The organism is Lysinibacillus sp. RS10, assembly GCF_041956855.1.
GTDB classification, from domain to species: Bacteria; Bacillota; Bacilli; order Bacillales_A; family Planococcaceae; genus Lysinibacillus; species Lysinibacillus xylanilyticus_A.
This window is the reverse complement of the sequence record NZ_CP167122.1, coordinates 4049155-4067468: the sequence shown is the minus strand read 5'-3', so window position 1 is coordinate 4067468 and position 18314 is coordinate 4049155. Positions and strand designations below refer to the sequence as shown.

The window sequence follows — 18314 nt, the reverse complement described above, 5'->3', positions numbered from 1 at the left end:
TAAGGACCGTCTTCTGGTTAATTTTTAGTTGATTGACTTCCAAAAATACCATATCAAATTAAAAAGTTAATTTTCCTGAACGGATATCATTAGTCATACCTTCATAAGGATCTTGAGATATAACTTTTTCATTATTGATTCCTTCATTTTTGAAAAAAGTGATATCAGCGAACTCAGGGACAACATATTTAGGATAAGTCTCATATTTATAACCACTTAACAAAAGATCAAACTCCCTCTATTTATATAACCTATAAATTGAAGAAAAGAAATGTGTTTAGAAAACGATTTTCATGACAAAGCATATCCAACCTTATGAAATGGTGAATAAACCTATTTTACTGATTTATAATTGGTTATTTAGGTATTTGTAATCATTTGATGTGAATGAAGATAAATATATTAACATGATTTTAGTATTTTTATATTGACAATGATAATCATTCTCTTTATAGTAAACTACGTTATAATTTCATATTATTTTTGGAAAGAAGGCAATTTTTATTAAAACACGTAGAATCATCTCAAAAATTCATTTATGGCTTAGTATGTTAGCGGGAGTTTTTATAGTACTGATTGGCTTAACAGGAAGTTTGCTAGTCTTTGAACCTGAACTAAACAATTTGCTGCATCCTAATTTGTATAAAGTAACAGAAGGAGAAAAAGTTACATACCAGCAAGCCTTGGAAGTTGTATCAGAAGCATATCCAAATGGTCAAATTGACCGTGTATACACGCCAAGTGAACCTAAAGCTAGAGGAGTTTATCTATTCCGTCTTAAAGAAGGCGAAGAACAAAAAAAGATATTCGTCGATCCAGGAACAGGAAATATAAATGGAACATTAGGGGATCAAGCATTATTTAGTCTAATAGCGGAGTTTCACGAAAAGCTGCTATTAAAAGATTTCAATGGTGAGCAAATCATCGGTATGATTGGATTTATTTTCTTCTTCATTACATTATCAGGATTATATTTATGGTGGCCGGGGATAAAAAAATTGGCACGTGGGTTTACTTTAAGACGTAATGCCAACCCTTTTATACGACAATATGATTTACATAAAGTCATTGGTGGAGTTTCCATACCGTTTTTATTGATTGTTTCGTTAACAGGAGCACTTTTTGTATATGATGAAGTGATTTTTGGTTGGTTTGGTGCAAAAGCAAAGGTGATGCCTCCAGAAGAGCAGCTTATCTCAACAGCCCTTCCTAGTGGTAAGCTTCCACTTGACGAATTGATAAGTATGGCTGAGAAAGAAGTACCTCAGGGAACAGTTATGCAAATTCGAATGCCCGGAGAGGCGGAAAAAGGAACTCCAGAAGGCGCAGTAGAATTTCGTCTCAGCGATTCATTCGATCCAGGGAATGGAAATGTAAAAGTCTGGTTAGATCAGTATAGCGGAAAAGTAGTGGGCAAGCTAGATCCACATGTTGATAGTGGACTTGTGTATCAAACATGGCACCTTCCATTACATACAGGTAGTTTTGGTGGTTTATTTACTAAAATTTTGTATGCTATCGGTGGTCTTACGCCATCTATATTGATGTTCACAGGTGTCTATATGTGGTGGTATAAGAAAAAGAACAAGAATAAACGGAAACAGAAAATCGACTCGAAAGTCGTAGCATAAACACACGGCGATGAGAAATCTCTTAACTTGGAGAGTTTCGAAGATGTTGTTTATTCAATAAATATTGATAGTTGATACGTTTGTAAACAGGAAAAAGCCCTTAATGAAAAAAGGGCTTTTTCCTATTTTTTGTAGCTTTGAAGAAAGTTCCGATGATAAATATTACAATCCTATTGAAGTAATGGGGGACACTAATCCAAGAAGGATTCGAACTACCTGAAGCATACATTGCTTTTTGCGAGAGGGTATTGCTATCATAAGTTTCAAAAAGATCTACTACCGATTTTGCCTAAAAAATATCATCACAATAAGTGAGGGAGACATATGTACACGATCAGCAGATTTTCACAGCTTTGCAAAATGAGTACTCGCATGTTACGACACTATGACAAGGAAGAACTTTTGAAACCAGTACATGTAGATACGACAAACGGGTACAGATATTATGAAAAGAGCCAATTAGAAACGGCATTACTAATCAACAAACTGAAAGAATATAGATTTTCCCTTCCTGAAATTAGAACAATTCTTCAGTCGTCAGACAGTACATTGTTTAGCAAAATGATATACGCCAAAATAAATGAAATATCAAACGAGATGAGTCGATATAGACAGATCATTGAAGAAATGCAAGAACTGATTGAAAATGAAGTAGATTTAATACAAGCAGAAAGAAGATCTTATGATATATGGCTTGGAATGCGAAACGAGATCAGTGTCGTAAGTCAAAGATTACAGATTAATATTGATGACATGGATACGTACATTGATTCCTTTTACGATAAGGCGAAAGAAAGTAATATTCAGTTACTGGGTGTTCCGTCTGCCATTTTTTTTGATGAAGAGTTTACCCCTGATCACTGCGATATTGAAATAATGATTCCGATTATTCATAGGAATAACGAAAAAATATCGAAGGAATGGCAAATAAAAAAACTCCCCCAAAAGATGGTTGCTACTACCTTGCATATCGGAAGTTATGACTATATCGGATACGCACATATGGCCCTTGAAGAGTGGACAGAAAACAACGGCTACTGCTTGGATGGCCCGCCTTATGAAACCTACTTGAAGGGTTCAGAATGTGACTGTCATGTAGAGGAGTATGTGACGCAAATTAGTTTTCCTGTCATCAAAAAAGCTACGCAATAATTGCTTGACTTTGACACTATGTCAAAGCTTATTCTACTCCAAGAGAAAGCTATCACAATAAAAGGAGAACGTGAATATGAAAAAGATCATTGTACTTTGCACAGGCGCTGTATTAACGGCTGGAATCATTATGGGGGGATGTAATCCAAGTGAAGTTGAGGGGAGTCAATTGGAAAAACAGGATGTAGGTAAATACACAATGCCCGATGAAAGTAGCAAACATGAAGGTACGTGGTTGCAATGGCCCCATAGCTTTACATATGGTAAAGACTATGAAGAAAAGGTTGAACCAATTTGGATCGAGATGACAGCTGCCCTTAGCGAAGGAGAAAATGTTCATATTATCGCATATGACGAATATGAAAAGAACTATATTTATGACCTTCTGTATGCTGAGGGCATAAATATGGACAAAATTGATTTTTATATTGTTCCTACTGACGATGTATGGGCAAGAGATACTGCACCAATTTTTGTATACGATAAAAATAACAATATGAAACTCATGGACTGGGGATTTAATGGATGGGGGAAGAAAACGCCATACAAAAAAGATGCATTAATACCAAGTGTTCTTAGTAAGCAGTTAGGTATGGAAAGAATTAATTTAAATAGTGTTGTACTTGAAGGTGGAGCATTTGAACTAGATGGTAATGGCACTTTTTTATCGACACATAGTGCTGTTACCAATAAAAATCGAAACCCTTATTTATCAAAATCAGAAATTGAGGAGTATATAGAAGAAAATCTCGGTGCTACTAACTTTATTTGGTTAGATGGAGTGCCGAATCTAGATATAACCGATTTTCATATTGATGGCTTTGCAAAATTTTATGATAAGTCTACAATCATTACTTTGAGACAAGATGATTTAGAAGAATGGGGTGTCTCCAATAAGGATATTCAAACATTAATGAATGCAAAGAATGCCTTCAACGAACCTTATCAGTATGTGTATTTACCAATCAGTAAAAATAATGTAATTTTAGATAACGGAAAGAATTTGGAATACAAAGGTTCATATGTGAATTTTTATATTGCGAATACAGTTGTATTAGTTCCGAATTATAATGATCCTAATGATAAAATAGCGAACGATATCATCCAAAAACTATACCCTGATCGTAAGGTAATAGGTATTGATGTAAGGGAGCTTTATAAAGATGGTGGTATGATTCATTGTGTGACACAACAACAACCAGTCGATTTAAAGTGATAGCATTAGCGACGATAAAAAGAGCCAAATTCGGCTCTTTTTATTCATGTACTCGTATTTATATAATATCCTTTATGGTAAATCTTCGAACGCAAACAAAAGTAAAGATCATAACAAATAAGAAACTTAACAAATAAAATCCACTGAACTGAAGGAAAGTTTGCAAGCCTTCTAAATGAATGGGATCCATTGCAAATCCTGGTTGTGCAAATGGCCATATATACGGAATATTTAAGTAATGAAATATCATTCCGATACACGTAAAACCAAAACTCATTCCAACTGGAACAGCAAAACTCTTTATTGAGGATGAGAGAGATAATTGTAGAGCAGCAATTGAAAATGAACCTATCCATCCATTAAATGACCAATTTAATAATGAAAACCAAGGGATAGGACTAGTAATACCTAGTAGCTTACCAATTAGGATATAAGCAATTAAAAAAAATATTTGAGTCAAGAAAGTTAACAAAAAGATGACTAATAACTTTGCAAGATAAACGTTTCGAAATGGAATGGGTAAAGAGATAATTTTTTTCCAATTCCCCTCACTATGTTCAAAGCGGCATACAAATGCACAATAAATGCTTACGATGACAGGAAATAAAAATAATCCATAGATTAAACCAACTTGTGTCCAAGCTTGCTCCCACTCATTTGTTGAGCTGTCCATTAAGACATCATAGTTTACTCGAAAGTTTATGAGTCCAAGCGTAATACAAAAAAGCGGAAGGAGTGTCATTACAATCCATATTTTAGAACGTTTTAATTTTAATAGTTCACATCGAAATGAGTTTAATAACATATTTGCATCCTCCTAATGAATATCTTTGTGTGAAAAATGAACAGTGCTAAGAATGATAAGTAATAAACTAACTCCTAAACTTAACGAAAGACTCATCATGACTTCTTGGTTTGGGAAAAATACTATTTTTCCATTGGAAAACGCCCAAGAGATAGGATTTGTCATTGAGGAATAAGTCCAAATTATCCATGCTTTCCAAGGAAACATCTGCCCGAAATATCCGAGAAATGAGCCTATTACGCCTGCTGTTAAAGCAAATACTTGATTTTTCACGATCAAAGATATCCAGAGTTGCAAAATAACCATAGGAATACATCCTATAATGGTAAAAAGACCGTATTTCAGCAATAAAATTACTGGGACCCCACTTTCAAAATTAAAGATTTTTCCTATTACTATAAGTGCAGAAATAGAAATTACACCTGCATAGATAAGAAAAACGATACTAAAAATAATTTTAGACATATATACTTGCTGTCTTGATGTGGGAATTGCACACAATAGCTTCCATGTATTCCCTTTGTTTTCAAAATCAATTATTCGGGAAGTAATGATTGCAATCATTATAGGTAAAAATAAAGCATTTATCATACTTACTCTTGAAAGAAGCGATTCCCAATTTAGAAATTCCTTTTTTTCTTGTGACACAATGGCAAATAACCAAAGTAATGCCAAAGACTGTATTAAAAATACTACTAAAAGTAATTTCTTCCTTTTAAATTTCAATAATTCACTTTTTAAGGTAGCAATCATTTATAGAACACCACCTTTTTCCGTTAAATTTAGAAATATTTCTTCCAACGTATGTTTTTCTTCTTCAATCCGATACACTGATAAATTTTGCTGGACTAATAAATGATTTATGTGGGAAATGAAGTGATCTTCTTGTTGATGCGTAATAAGATAATCACCATCTATTCTAAGATGAATTTGATGCTGTTCTAAAAGCTGATGTGCTCTTACTACGTCATTTACACGTATCTTCATTAATGCCTGACTTTTTTGACGTAATACTTCAATTTTATCTTGAAAAATAAGCTGGCCACTGTTAATAATACCCACTTGTGTTGCAATTTGATCCATCTCATTTAACAAGTGACTAGAAATAATAATGCTCATACCATATTGCTTTGGTAGTTGTTTAATGAGTTCACGAATTTCTTGAATTCCGGCAGGATCTAATCCGTTTGTGGGCTCATCTAAAATTAATAGTTTGGGATTACCGAGTAATGCCATTGCTATGCCGAGGCGCTGCTTCATGCCAAGTGAGTATTGTTTGACTAGTTTATCTTTTTGTTTTTCTAATCGGACGATACGCAATACCTCGTCAATATTCTTTTTCGGTACTTGTAACATTTGCCGAATTACTTCTAGGTTTTCATAACCTGTTAAGTGCCCATAATAAGATGGTGATTCAACAAGAGAACCAACATCTCTTAAAATATCTAATCGATTTGTTTTCAAATCTTTATTGAATATTTTAATATTACCGGTAGTCGGCTTTATTAATCCTAGTAACATTCTAATTGTCGTCGTTTTTCCAGCCCCATTTGGTCCTAGAAATCCATAAATTTCACCTTCACGGACTCTCATATGTAGCTGACTCACACTATTTACAGCTCCATATGACTTTGTCAGATTTTCTGTTTCAACAATATAAGTTCCCATTATCGGCACCTCTTTTTTGATTAAGCTATCAATTATTATGAAAGCTCTTGCTTAATCCTCAATTGAGATGACCTTAAGTTTCGCTTAATTTTCTTCTAATGGAAGCTGAAATGTAATTTTAGTACCGTCTCCTTTGCTGCTTTCAACTACAATTTCTCCACCGTGAGCTACAATGATTTCCTTGACAATCGCCATGCCTAAACCTGAACTATTTTTGGGATCAGTATTTGTACCACGGTAATATCGATCAAAAATATGTGGTAAATCTTTCTTATTTATGCCGTCACCATTGTCTATAATTGTAACAACAGCGTGTGTGGGTGTTTGTTTAATATAAACTTGTACGTATGTGTCTATATCAGTATGAATGAGCGCATTATTTATTAAATTTACTAGCACGCGTTGAATTAAACCCGGATCTGCTATTATAAGTAGTTGTTCCTGAGAACATTCAAACTCTATCAATCGATCCTTATAATTAGGCATATTCATAAATTCAATAATCGATTCTCGAGTAAGATCTATAATATCTACTGTAATTTTTTTAATAGGCAACAACGCATTTTTCAATTGATAGGTTAGTTTTAAATCATTAACTAGTTTTTCAATATAAACTGTTTTATTTTGAATTACTTCTGCATATTTGTACATTTCTTGTGCCGTTATTTTATAGTCTTGATTCGCTATAACTTCACTATAACCTTTAATAGAAGAAAGTGGCGTCTTTAAATCATGAGAGATGTTGACAATCCATTCTTCTCGCATCGTATCTAGCTTTTTTCTTTGAAAATTAATATCCTCTAATTGATGTGATAATTGATTCAGATTTGCATATACCTCTGCATATATCCCTTTTTTTGCGGATACTTGTTGATAGTGACCTTGTTTTTGTCTATTAATATGGTCAATTATCGTAACAACAGGATTTGACATATACCTTGCCACGATATAAGCAAATAATAAAATACAAAGGATTGTTACTCCTAGTAACATTAAAATCCCAAATGGATAGAGGCTAGATAAATTACTGAAGTTCAAATAGACAGATTTTCGCAATGCTTGTTTCGACGGAAAAGCGACAATATAACTTTCAGCTTGTGTACTGGTATCTAATTTAGCCACAAACGTTGTATAATCTCCAACAGCGTATTTATAGCGGAAAATCAGCTCACTAGGGGAATAGTGGGTAGGTGTATTTTCTGGTTTATACATTTGAAATACTTCATCGCTATTATGATTTAATACTTGTAACCATGCGCCGTGCTCTTGTAAAAATTTTTTACCTGTATTCGTTATAGAAACATTTTCATCTTCTACAATAATTTCTTTTTGAAAATCTACTACTAAGCCTTCTGGATCGTCCATTCCTTCAGGGTTATAAGAAAATACTAAATAACTAAAAGCAAAAAATAGAGCGATTAGGATAAACGTAGTTAATCCAATTAATGATGCGATATAGAGACCTGTGACTTTCCACTTCATCTAAGTTCACCTTTTGTATGAAGTTTATATCCTAGTCCCCTTACTGTTACAAGATAAAGTGGCTTGGATGGATTATCTTCAATTTTTTCTCTTAAATGCCTCATATGTACCATTAGAATATTATCATTTCCTAAATAAGATTCTCCCCAGACAGCTTCGTATAAACGGGCTTTACTAAAAATCTGATTTGGATTCTTTACTAGAAATAGCAATATATTAAATTCTTTCGCTGTTAAAGTTAGTAATATATCGCCCTTCAACACGGTCCCTTGAGCCTCATCTATTGTAACGTCTCCAAACTGATATATAGACTGAACCTTTTCTTGATATTGATTACGTCTAAAAAACGCTTTCATCTTATATGCTACTTCTTTTGGACTAAAAGGTTTTGTAATATAATCATCACCACCTATACTTAATCCAAGTATTTTATCTAAATCTTCATTTTTCGCCGATAAGAAAAATATTGGAACGAATGTAAACTGTCGAATTTGCTGACAAACAGTAAATCCATCTATATCAGGAAGCATAATATCTAATAAAATAAGATCTGGCTGTATTTGCCTACACATCCGTACGCCATCTTCTCCTGTTGTATACGTATAAATATGTTGAAATCCCTCTTTCTTTAAAACATCCTCCAGCAAATTCAAAATTTCTTCTTCATCATCTACTATAAGAATTTTCTTTGTATGAAGATCCGGTATATTATGTATCATTTTTGGCACCTCAATATCTTTCTAGTATTACTTTTAATAATTAATGTACCATTTTCATTCCATAGTAGAATAGTAATTCGAGGTTTTTCTTACCAATTGTAGGGGAGAATTATTATTTTCCGATATACCTAAATGATCTATTACTTTACAAAGGGAAGTATCCAGCTATTAATATTAGAGATTAGACATAGTGTAAAAATACACAAAGATGTATGGAGGGATTCAAATGGTTCAATTATTGCAGGCAATAAATCTGTGTGTTTAAAAGGTATTTACTTCCAAGTTCAATTCATTTACAATAAATAAATAAACGTTTATTTATTTATCTTCATTCAGCAAATATTTTTGTAGCGAAAGCAAAGCTCGTCAGCTACGGAAGACTCCTACCTCTAGAGGCGGTGAGATGGAAGCGGATGTGATTTCTTTTCAGTGGGTGTTCAAACGCCTACTAAATGAGGATAAAGCCCCGGCGGATGTCACGGATTTTGAAAGGAATGAATTGTGCGTGCACAATTCAAAATCCGGACGCAATTACGCCAAGGCGAAATTGATAGTGAGGGATGATGAATGGCAAGAACAATCAACAATCAACAGAGATTAGAAAAACGAAATGCCATATTAAAAGAAGCAAAAAGGCAATTTCCAAGAGAGGGTTTTTCTAAGACTACTCTTTCTAGTATAGGGAAGGCAATCGGTATTAATCCTGCTACAATTTTACTTTATTTTCCTAGCAAAGAGGATTTGTTTGAGAATACCGTCAAAGAAGCATTTAAAGAAACTAGAGAAGGACAACTTTATTTACCAGATAGCTTAAAACGATCAGAGCAATTAGAGCAGATGGTGAGGCATCATGTGGGGCAGTATCGTGAAGATCCAACAAACCTGCGAATTTTACAATACCTGTTTTCCCAAGCTGGGAGATTTCCAGAGCTAGAGCAAGAAGCCGTTTCCATCACATATGAGTTTGTGGAGAGAATGACTGGATTGTTGAAGGAGCGCTCTAATTTAAATGCAACCGAACAAGAACTTCGCGATAAAACGTGGGCTTATTTATCTTTCTTAAGTGGATTTACAATGATTATGCTTGAACCTGAAAAATATCCATTATGGGAAGGAATCGTAAAGCAAGGAGTTAAGCTACTCGAAACATATAGGGGTTAAAGAAGCATGGTCAATAATGAAGTCAAGAAAGTAATGATGCTCTATAGTAGCAGCTTGAATGAAATGTTTCCCAATCAAGTTCTTGGTGTCTATTTATATGGCTCATCCGTTTTAGATGCCTTTCATCCCGAGAGCAGTGATATTGATTTTGTGACAGTTTTTAGTCAAGAATTGACGGGCGAAGAGTTAAAAAAACTATCGTACCTTCATAAGAATGTTAGAGCTAGAAATCCGTTAGTTAAAAAATTTGAATGTGAGTACTTATCCTTGAATGAGCAAAACCAATTGGAGTTAGATAAATCTTTCCCTTTTTTTGAGGGGACAAAGTATAAGGGGAAAAGAAGGCTTATGAAAGTTGCGGTTTATCAGCTCGTTCACGATTCATATGTTGTTTACGGCCCTAACTTTTCTACATACTACTCAAGAATAGATTGGCAGGATATTATGCAGGAGATGGAGTACAATCTTAACCATTATATAGCGAACAAAGCTTCCCGAAGTTATTTATTTTTATTCGATTCTTGGATTGAATTCATTGTCTTAACCTTATGTCGAGTGTATTATACATTGAAAACAGGAAAGATTACGTCAAAGGAACGGGCCTGTGAAGAAGTAATCAAGGACTTCGATTTAACCTATTCTGACATCCTTCAAGAGGCACTTAGAATTAGAGGAGGAAACCAAGTCAAGTCCAATTATAAAAATCGATGGGAACGAAAAAATGCAACGATCCATTTTATAAACTCTTTGAGAGCGTATTGTAATCAGGCTTTTTTATCTAGATAAGTCTTCAAAAAGTAATATCATATTGGGGATCATTGTATCACTCGTTATACTAGGTGCGAAGCGTTTTATAAGGAAAAGTACATAGTTTGAACCAAATCGCTTTCATAAATTATTTGATTCATTGTTCAACAGTGGGGCCTGATTGTCGCATAAAAAAATTATAAAAGTCGATTCCTTATTGTACTAGGAATCGACTATTTAGGTAAAAACCGCTTAGCGTATGTTTCACGTTTTTTTGATATGATCTCTAAAGACAGATTTTTTACCAATTATTATGAAATGCTTCTCGATATGTAAAACTGCTAGCTGAGTATATAAAACTTATCATTCGTGTTATTTTACATCCTTTGTCCACTCTGAAACTTTATCTTCATTTTCTTTAATCCATTTTTTGGCTGCTTCTTTAGGATCAGTGCCTTCCATAATGTCAAACATAACACTTTCTATATCTTCTGCAGTCCAATGGAAGTTATCAAGAACACTATATGCTTCTGGATCATCTTCTTTCAATCCTTTACGTGCAAATGTGCCAATATATTCTTCAGCTCCATATATACCTTTAGGATCGTCTAAATATTTTAAATCGAAAGCATTGAATTTCCAGTGAGGAGACCAACCTGTAACAATGATTTCTTCTTTTTTCTCAATTGCTTGACTAAGAGCTGCTGTCATCGCGCCTGCAGATGAGGTAAGTACATTCCAGCCTTTTAGGTTACTGTATTCCTTATAAGCATTTTCTGTTGTTGCCGTCATATTTGCTCCTGGTTCAATACCTGTTATCGTCTTATTTGCTTCATTTGTTAAATCTTCGATAGAGTTTACATCCATATAACTGGGGACAACTAAGCCAATTTTTGCGCCTGTTAGATTTTCACCCAAATCGACTATTTTCTCCTTGTACTTCTCAACTTGTGGGGCATGTGTTTGTGGTAGCCAAGCTGACACCATACCATCGACCTCTCCGTTTGCAAGAGCTTCCCACATAATTCCATTATCGAGTGGTGTTAGTGTTACATCATATCCTAAATCCTCTAGAACTTGTCCTACTATGTTCGTAGAGGCAATTTCAGTGTCCCATTCGACATAGGCTAAGTTCACTTCTTTTTTTTCGTTATTTTGTGTACCTTCACCATCTGAGCCACAAGCACTTACGATTAAACTCAATCCTAAAGCTAATCCTAGCTTCAATAGATTACTGAATCTCATAAAATCCCCCTTTCTTAGGATTGAAAAATACCTAGAAATTAACAAGTAACAACTTAACGTTAACAAAAGGTTGTTACTTTTGTCAAACTGGGTTTTTGAGAAAAAATGCGTGAATTTTGCTGTACTACATTAAATTATTTCATTTTAAGAGCCGGTAAATCCTTAACCTAGGACGAACCGGCTTTAATTATTATTTATTTTGTGATGTATAGTTTTCTCTTTTTGATCTAATACCAGACTTTTTTTCAAGAAAAATGATTATCAATATTTGCTCGAAAACTAACAAACATTGATTTTGTAAAATTCGTAGATAATGCTATACTTGTGCATCGATTGTACAGTAGTAATCGAGAAAAGGAAGACTACATATTCGTGGCTGATATAAAAATAATGACTTCACAAAAGTATGGGATTTTGCGAAATGTGAAGTGACAGAATACATAACATTGTATGCCCAATGGAAGAAGGCGAGTAATGGCTGTAACTTTACTTTCAAAGATATTGAAATGAACGGGGCAAAAGATATGATTTAGGAAATTGCTCATAGATGTATTGTTAAAGGCTATCCTGACGGTACTTTCCGATGCAAATGATACGATTGAACGTCAGCTCGTGGTAATTATTATGATTGATCGTGCATAACAACTAACACCAATGCGACAAGTTGCATCAATTTCGGATGTCCTGGAAAGTCATCCCTACTAGAACAAATCACACGACTAATTGATAGAGATGTATCGTAATTTGATATATCTCTTTTTCAAATGAGGATGAAAAAAATGGTCAATCAACACACCGATATTATTGATAATAAATTACCTAGGAAAAATGATTTATCTGGAAATAGAAAAAGTATTATCGTTTTAAAAATGTCCCGGAAAAAGATGTTGTGTTGTGAAAGGATATTAGGATTATCAAATCATGCATAAAATCGAACAAATAGTGATTTTGCATATTATAAAATACTTGTTATAGTTTACCTATTATCCTGAAAAACAAGAGACTTTATACATGGTTGCTCAAAATGAGTGAATTTGATTAAAATAAGATTTTTTGTTGGTTAAAAGAGTATTTGATGGGAGTGAAATATACACGAAACATCCGTTCTGTTGTCGAGTTTATTTTCTATAGTAGTCAAAAAGTATTGATAAAAATCCTTTTTGATGTTTAGTGTCGTGAAAAACGGGAATAGAATTTAATGATAAGAGCTATATAAACTTATCTAATTTTAATAGTTTATTATTGGCACAGCTAGAAAGTGTTAGCGTAAGACATTGAGGTGTTTTTATGTATAATTTTTTAGATCGTTTAGCTTTACAAAAAATAAAGGTTTTACATCATATTTATAAAGAACAGAGACTGTATTCAAGTTTAGAGTTAGCTCAAAAGATGTCTCTGTCAGAAAGAACAATTATAAAAATAATTGAGGAAATTTCGAATGATTTGGGATCTATTACAGAATCTGCGGTTATCCAAAAAGTAGAGCAAAAGTATTTTCAATTAGACTACAAAGACAATTTCTCTATTAAAACGATTGAAAGGTATTATTTACAAAAGTCATTAACTTATAGAGCTTTTGATCAGATTTTTTACAATGATTTTAATGATATTAATATGTTTGCTTTGGAAAATTTCACCAGTGTACCCTCCATATATCGACGTATAAAAAAAGTTAAACCGTTGTTAAGTCAATTTCATTTGAAGTATACATCCCTTGAAACGGTCATTTTAGAAGGTACGGAAAAACAAATTCGTTATTTCTACTTCTTGTTCTATTGGAACTCGTGTTGGGGGGAAGTATGGCCATTTACTCTCGTATCAAGAGAAGAAATTCTAGAAAGAATGAAGGAAGTAAATATAGAATACTCCGAACCTGTTTTATACTGGCTTGCCATTTGCCTAACACGTGCAAAATTAGGTTGCTTAATTGAATATCATCCAATGTATGCAAACTTTACAAAACATCATCATAACTATGAGCAATTATCGGAAAAAATCAAGTATATCTTCGAAGAATTTACAACTTTATCAGAAGAAGAAATTGAATTAGAAACAATGTTTTCATTTTCTATAATTTGCTGCATGCGTCATTATCAAAAGAAAGATAATGACGCAAGTTTATTGATGAATTTTGCCCAGCACCATAATCAGGAGCTATTTATACAAGTAACTTTATATTGGATGGAAATATTTATGGAACATTTTTCCGTTACTTTAGATGTAGAAGAATATGGGGCACTTTTTATAAATTTACTACATCTTCATTATTTTATATTAACGTTTTCAGGTCCAGCTAGTTTATTTAAAGAAGATCTTTATAAGAAGCGATTAGACATGCATGAAACTGCTCAAATCGAAATCATGAATCAGTTTTATGATCGGCTATTAGATAATAAAGACTTTGCTATCGTATTTAAACGTAGAGAAGTATTAATCGGTCGATATCATAAATTACTAAAGCAAACATTAAGTATTATTAATAGAGATACCATTAAAATAAAAATATTTTCGATGATAAATGATATACCTTATCTATTCAATCAAGTAAAACGTGTTTTTGTCCATGTTGAGTTATGTTCTGAAGATGAAGAAGCAGAGTTAATCATAGCAGACCGCTTTTACTTAAATATTCAAAAAAAACCAGAAGATATATTTGTTTGGAATTCAGTTCCTTCGAGAGGAGACTATGAAAGGTTAGGAAAAAGGCTACAGGAGATCTATTTTAAAAAGTATCAACAGCCAAATAAGTTACTATTGAAAACTTTACTAAGTGATGTTTAAAGAAAAATATTCGCTTTTTTGAGAATGGAGGTTGATTCATGCGCTGGAAAAATAAAAATATACAGATAGATAACGACATTATATTACTCAAAAGTAATATAATGATGAATATTCAAAATGGCAGTGAAATAGAGAAACAAATAAAAATGATTAAATTTTCACTAGAAGACTTACAAGTAATTAAAAACTTGCAGCCATTTATTGAAGAAGCAATAGATGACATTGTTGATCGCTTTTACAATAATCTAGAATTGGAAGATTCTTTATTGACTCTTATTAAAAAAAATAGTTCAGTGGATGATTTAAAGAAAACTTTAAAATTACATATTTTAGAAATGTTTTCGGGAATAATTGATGATGAATATTTTTTAAAAAGAGCTAGAATAGCGCAAATGCATGTGAAAATTGGTCTACAGACAAAATGGTATTTATGCGCCTTTCAAAATTTGTTTATAACAGTTATTGAGATGATCGAAAAGAATTTTTCTGATAAAGATCTTTATTATTCTAATGTAAAAGCACTTTCAAAATTATTTAACTTAGAGCAACAAATAGTTCTTGAAGAATACGATAAAGAGACAAGTAAAATTAAAGAAAAATCAAATAAACAGGCAGCAAAAACTGGAAATCGAGTTGTCAATTCAACTGAAAATCTAGTATTTATTTCAGAACAAACTAATGCGACATTTAAGGAATTACATATTCTTTGTACAGAAATGATGGAGATCGTCAATGCCGGAAAAGAGTTATCTGCTTTAGCAGAAGAGCGGGCTGAAAATGGAAAAGTTCAAATGAGTAAACAGAATAGTAATATGATGAAAGTTCATGAGGCAGTCCGAATAATCTCCAATGATATAAAAGAATTGTTAAAGATAACAAAGGAAGTCCAAGGCATTATAGATATTGTAACGGAAATAGCCGATCAAACAAATTTATTATCTTTTAATGCAGCAATTGAAGCAGCAAGGGCTGGCGAACATGGCAGAGGATTTGCAGTTGTAGCAGAAGAAGTTAAGAAACTATCAGAAGTAACGAAAAAATCAGTCTCAAATGTAGCTCATTTAATTTTATCCACCGTAACTAATGTGGAAAAGTTATCATCTTCACTTGACATGATAAACCAATCCGTTCATGACGGGCATGAAATTATGAAACAAACAGACATATTTTTTGAACAAATCTTACAATCTATGAAGGAAACACAAGAACATAATAAATATTCACAAGAAGAATTGGAAATTTTTGTTGATGTCGTGAAAGAATTGGGTAAAGCATTTGATGAAGTTGCATTGTCGGCTGATCGACCTGCTAGTTTTGCTAATGAATTAAACAATTGATGAGGAGTTTTCCGAATGAGCAAAAAAATGCCAAAAGAATTAACGTATTTTTTAAAACTGGGTGATGCTGTTGTAATTGTTGATGAAGATCAATTTATTATTGATGTGAATCAACAATATGAAATTAGCACTGGCTATAAAAGAGAATTTCTAATTGGATTACCAGTAGGGTGTTTAAAATCGAGTGCAACACCATTTGTTATGTATAAATCGATAGAAAATACATTAAGAAATGGAAAAACGTGGTCAGGGGCAATGGTTAATGTCAACAAATCATTAGAGCAAAGGTACTCATTTATAACGATTACTCCAATTGAAATAAAAGGAATTGTTTATTATGTAGGAGTAATGCGCATGGCAGAACAACTATTGATAGAAGAAGTGAATCAGAAACAAATAGATCAAAAGGAATTATATAAATTGTTAGCTCTATCAAGTGAAATGCGCGATGTAGATATCGCAGAACATCTTTTAAATGTGCAAAAGCTATCAGAGAAACTCTTGCTAAGCCTCTTTGAAGATAGAACATATAATTTATCTGTAGAGTATATTAATAAAATTATTCAATACAGTGTACTGCATGACATTGGCAAATCCGGAATTCCAGAGTCGATACTGTATAAAACGGGTACATTAACAATTCATGAAAGAAAAATCATGGAAATGCATCCTCTGATCGGTATCGATGTATTAAAAAAAATATCTGATGAAATGAACAATAAACTCTTTGAAGATATAGAAATAGCAAGGAATATTATTAAATCTCATCATGAGAATTGGGATGGATCAGGATATCCAATGGGATTGAAAGGAGAAGAAATTCCATTTGAAGCGAGAGTTATATCAATAGTAGATGTATATGACGCTTTAGTTAGTAGTAGAGCTTATAAAAAATCTTGGACAAAAGAAGAGGCACTTTCATATTTAAAAGAACAGAAGGGCACTAAGTTTGATCCTAATTTAGTAGAAGTGTTTATAGAAAAAGTAATAGGTGAAAATAGCATTATTCTAAAATAAATGTCGAGTATTCAGCTGAATAGTATATGAAATAATACTGAAACAACCTCATTTTAGACTACTTAACGATGATTACTAAATGAATTTTATAATTCAAAAAAGTGCAATTTACTTGGAGGAGCAAATTGAAATTTTATAAAAATAAAAGTAACACCTGATTATGAATTATTTCAAAAAAGTGGAATTCAATATGAAGAAGATGCCCAGTACGTTAATACATTAATAACTGAAGTGACAACATTAGCATTCATCAGTGCTTTGCTTGTAAATGACATTGAATCGTAAAGAACCCAAGTTTTTCACGATTCAATTCCATACAAAGATGGCTGAACAAAATATTTTTTTCCTCATATGATATGTGCAAATGCTTCAAATATTTTGAGGAGGAAAAGTATGCATTGGGTAACCATCATTCTTATAGGTATAGCCGCAAACTTAGATAATTTAGGTATAGGTCTTGCCTATGGGATAAAACGTGTAAAGATCCCCGTTTTATCGAACGCGGCTATAGCGGTCATTTCCATGATCGTCACATATGTTGCAGTTACAGCTGGGAGTACGATTGATGAATTCATTTCTCCACATACAGCTAATTTGTTAGGTAGTTTACTGTTAGTTACTATAGGATTGTGGACTTTAGTGTCAAATCGTTTTTCTCAGCAAGGCATTGCAGAAAAACCTGAATTATTTGATGAAGATAAAAATTACATTATCTCTTTCAGAGAATCAATGACACTTGGTTTTGTCTTATCTGCCAACTGTCTAGCTGGCGGCATTGCTATTGGCGCAAACGGTATATCAGTCATATGGACAGTAATCTCTATCGGCATTTTTTCATTTATAACAGTTGGTGTAGGTAGTCATTTTGGAAGCTTACTAACAAAAACATTTATTGGAAAATATTCTGCAGCTATATCTGGTTTGTTACTTTTAATTATTGGTATATTGGAAATGTTTAGTTAAATAAGTGGCGTTGTTAATAGAATTCAGGGAATATCAGAAATTTTCCGTGATATTCCTTTTTGATAGAAAATTTCGAAATATTAAGGGTGAATTTGGTTGAGTTTCAATCGATGGCACAACGCTTAATCATTCAATTTTGCAAACGGACAATAATGAGTTTTATTTATATTGTAATTTTAAAAACCGAGAAAGTCCGGCTGGCAGTGTGGGGAAACTGCTAAGATAGCAAAGTTTTAATTTATTACTTGACGTAAATTGATTATTAATATATAGTAAGTTACACAAAGTAATCAATTACTTTTGGTAACTGGTGTATTCAAAGTAACTACTTATGTTTTATCTTGAACATAATTAATGTAGTTACTTCATATTTTAACATATATCTTGAAT

At 32.8% G+C, this 18314-nt stretch carries 16 protein-coding genes and 1 pseudogene; 10 read left to right on the top strand and 7 right to left on the bottom strand.

Annotated elements, in window-relative coordinates; translation table 11 throughout:
- Positions 1–58: 58 nt before the first annotated feature.
- Positions 59–208: pseudogene (locus ACB089_RS20585) on the bottom strand (phenolic acid decarboxylase); the annotation flags it as partial.
- A gap of 268 nt (positions 209–476) precedes the next feature.
- Between ACB089_RS20585 and ACB089_RS20580 the strand changes: the two are divergent.
- From ACB089_RS20580 to ACB089_RS20570, 3 genes are all read left to right on the top strand, one after another.
- Positions 477–1631, top strand: a complete 1155-nt coding sequence (locus ACB089_RS20580) for a PepSY-associated TM helix domain-containing protein (RefSeq protein ID WP_374967605.1) — start codon at positions 477–479, stop codon at positions 1629–1631.
- 324 nt (positions 1632–1955) lie between these two features.
- Complete coding sequence (locus ACB089_RS20575) at positions 1956–2783, top strand: MerR family transcriptional regulator (protein ID WP_374963705.1); 828 nt, start codon at positions 1956–1958, stop codon at positions 2781–2783.
- A gap of 76 nt (positions 2784–2859) precedes the next feature.
- The gene (locus ACB089_RS20570; protein WP_374963704.1) at positions 2860–3999 is read left to right on the top strand and encodes an agmatine/peptidylarginine deiminase; all 1140 of its coding nucleotides are present in this window, start codon (positions 2860–2862) and stop codon (positions 3997–3999) included.
- A 58-nt stretch (positions 4000–4057) separates the two neighbouring features.
- On the opposite strand, the gene ACB089_RS20565 is transcribed toward ACB089_RS20570, so the two are convergent.
- From ACB089_RS20565 to ACB089_RS20545, 5 genes are all read right to left on the bottom strand, one after another.
- Entirely contained in the window at positions 4058–4804 is a 747-nt protein-coding gene (locus tag ACB089_RS20565) for an ABC transporter permease (RefSeq protein ID WP_374963703.1), read from the bottom strand.
- A gap of 12 nt (positions 4805–4816) precedes the next feature.
- Positions 4817–5557, bottom strand: coding sequence for an ABC transporter permease (locus ACB089_RS20560; protein WP_374963702.1), 741 nt, complete (start codon positions 5555–5557; stop codon positions 4817–4819).
- Positions 5558–6472 carry an ABC transporter ATP-binding protein gene (locus tag ACB089_RS20555; protein WP_374963701.1) on the bottom strand — a complete coding sequence of 305 codons (915 nt, stop codon included), beginning with the start codon at positions 6470–6472 and terminating at the stop codon, positions 5558–5560.
- An 84-nt stretch (positions 6473–6556) separates the two neighbouring features.
- Positions 6557–7954, bottom strand: coding sequence for a sensor histidine kinase (locus tag ACB089_RS20550; protein ID WP_374963700.1), 1398 nt, complete (start codon positions 7952–7954; stop codon positions 6557–6559).
- Positions 7951–8673: a response regulator transcription factor gene (locus ACB089_RS20545; protein WP_374963699.1), complete on the bottom strand. Its 723-nt coding sequence runs from the start codon at positions 8671–8673 to the stop codon at positions 7951–7953. The genes ACB089_RS20550 and ACB089_RS20545 overlap by 4 nt, the downstream gene beginning before the upstream one ends.
- Before the next feature lie 403 nt (positions 8674–9076).
- On the opposite strand from ACB089_RS20545, the gene ACB089_RS20540 reads away from it, so the two are divergent.
- From ACB089_RS20540 to ACB089_RS20530, 3 genes are read left to right on the top strand one after another with little or no spacing between them, the layout of a single operon-like run.
- A complete protein-coding gene (locus ACB089_RS20540) occupies positions 9077–9274 on the top strand; it encodes a hypothetical protein (protein WP_374963698.1) in 198 nt (65 codons plus the stop codon).
- On the top strand, positions 9241–9834 hold the full coding sequence (locus ACB089_RS20535; RefSeq protein ID WP_374963697.1) for a TetR/AcrR family transcriptional regulator: 594 nt from the start codon (positions 9241–9243) through the stop codon (positions 9832–9834). The genes ACB089_RS20540 and ACB089_RS20535 overlap by 34 nt, the downstream gene beginning before the upstream one ends.
- 6 nt (positions 9835–9840) lie before the next feature.
- Positions 9841–10620: an aminoglycoside adenylyltransferase domain-containing protein gene (locus ACB089_RS20530; RefSeq protein WP_374963696.1), complete on the top strand. Its 780-nt coding sequence runs from the start codon at positions 9841–9843 to the stop codon at positions 10618–10620.
- Between the two features lie 333 nt (positions 10621–10953).
- Here ACB089_RS20530 and ACB089_RS20525 read toward each other — a convergent pair whose 3' ends face one another.
- Complete coding sequence (locus tag ACB089_RS20525) at positions 10954–11826, bottom strand: glycine betaine ABC transporter substrate-binding protein (RefSeq protein ID WP_374963695.1); 873 nt, start codon at positions 11824–11826, stop codon at positions 10954–10956.
- 1287 nt (positions 11827–13113) lie between these two features.
- Here ACB089_RS20525 and ACB089_RS20520 point away from each other — a divergent pair.
- From ACB089_RS20520 to ACB089_RS20505, 4 genes are all read left to right on the top strand, one after another.
- The gene (locus ACB089_RS20520; protein WP_374963694.1) at positions 13114–14607 is read left to right on the top strand and encodes a helix-turn-helix domain-containing protein; all 1494 of its coding nucleotides are present in this window, start codon (positions 13114–13116) and stop codon (positions 14605–14607) included.
- 38 nt (positions 14608–14645) lie between these two features.
- Positions 14646–15944 carry a protoglobin domain-containing protein gene (locus tag ACB089_RS20515; protein ID WP_374963693.1) on the top strand — a complete coding sequence of 433 codons (1299 nt, stop codon included), beginning with the start codon at positions 14646–14648 and terminating at the stop codon, positions 15942–15944.
- A gap of 15 nt (positions 15945–15959) precedes the next feature.
- On the top strand, positions 15960–16961 hold the full coding sequence (locus ACB089_RS20510) for an HD domain-containing phosphohydrolase (RefSeq protein WP_374963692.1): 1002 nt from the start codon (positions 15960–15962) through the stop codon (positions 16959–16961).
- Between the two features lie 393 nt (positions 16962–17354).
- Positions 17355–17924, top strand: coding sequence for a manganese efflux pump (locus ACB089_RS20505; protein ID WP_374963691.1), 570 nt, complete (start codon positions 17355–17357; stop codon positions 17922–17924).
- Positions 17925–18314 lie beyond the last annotated feature (390 nt).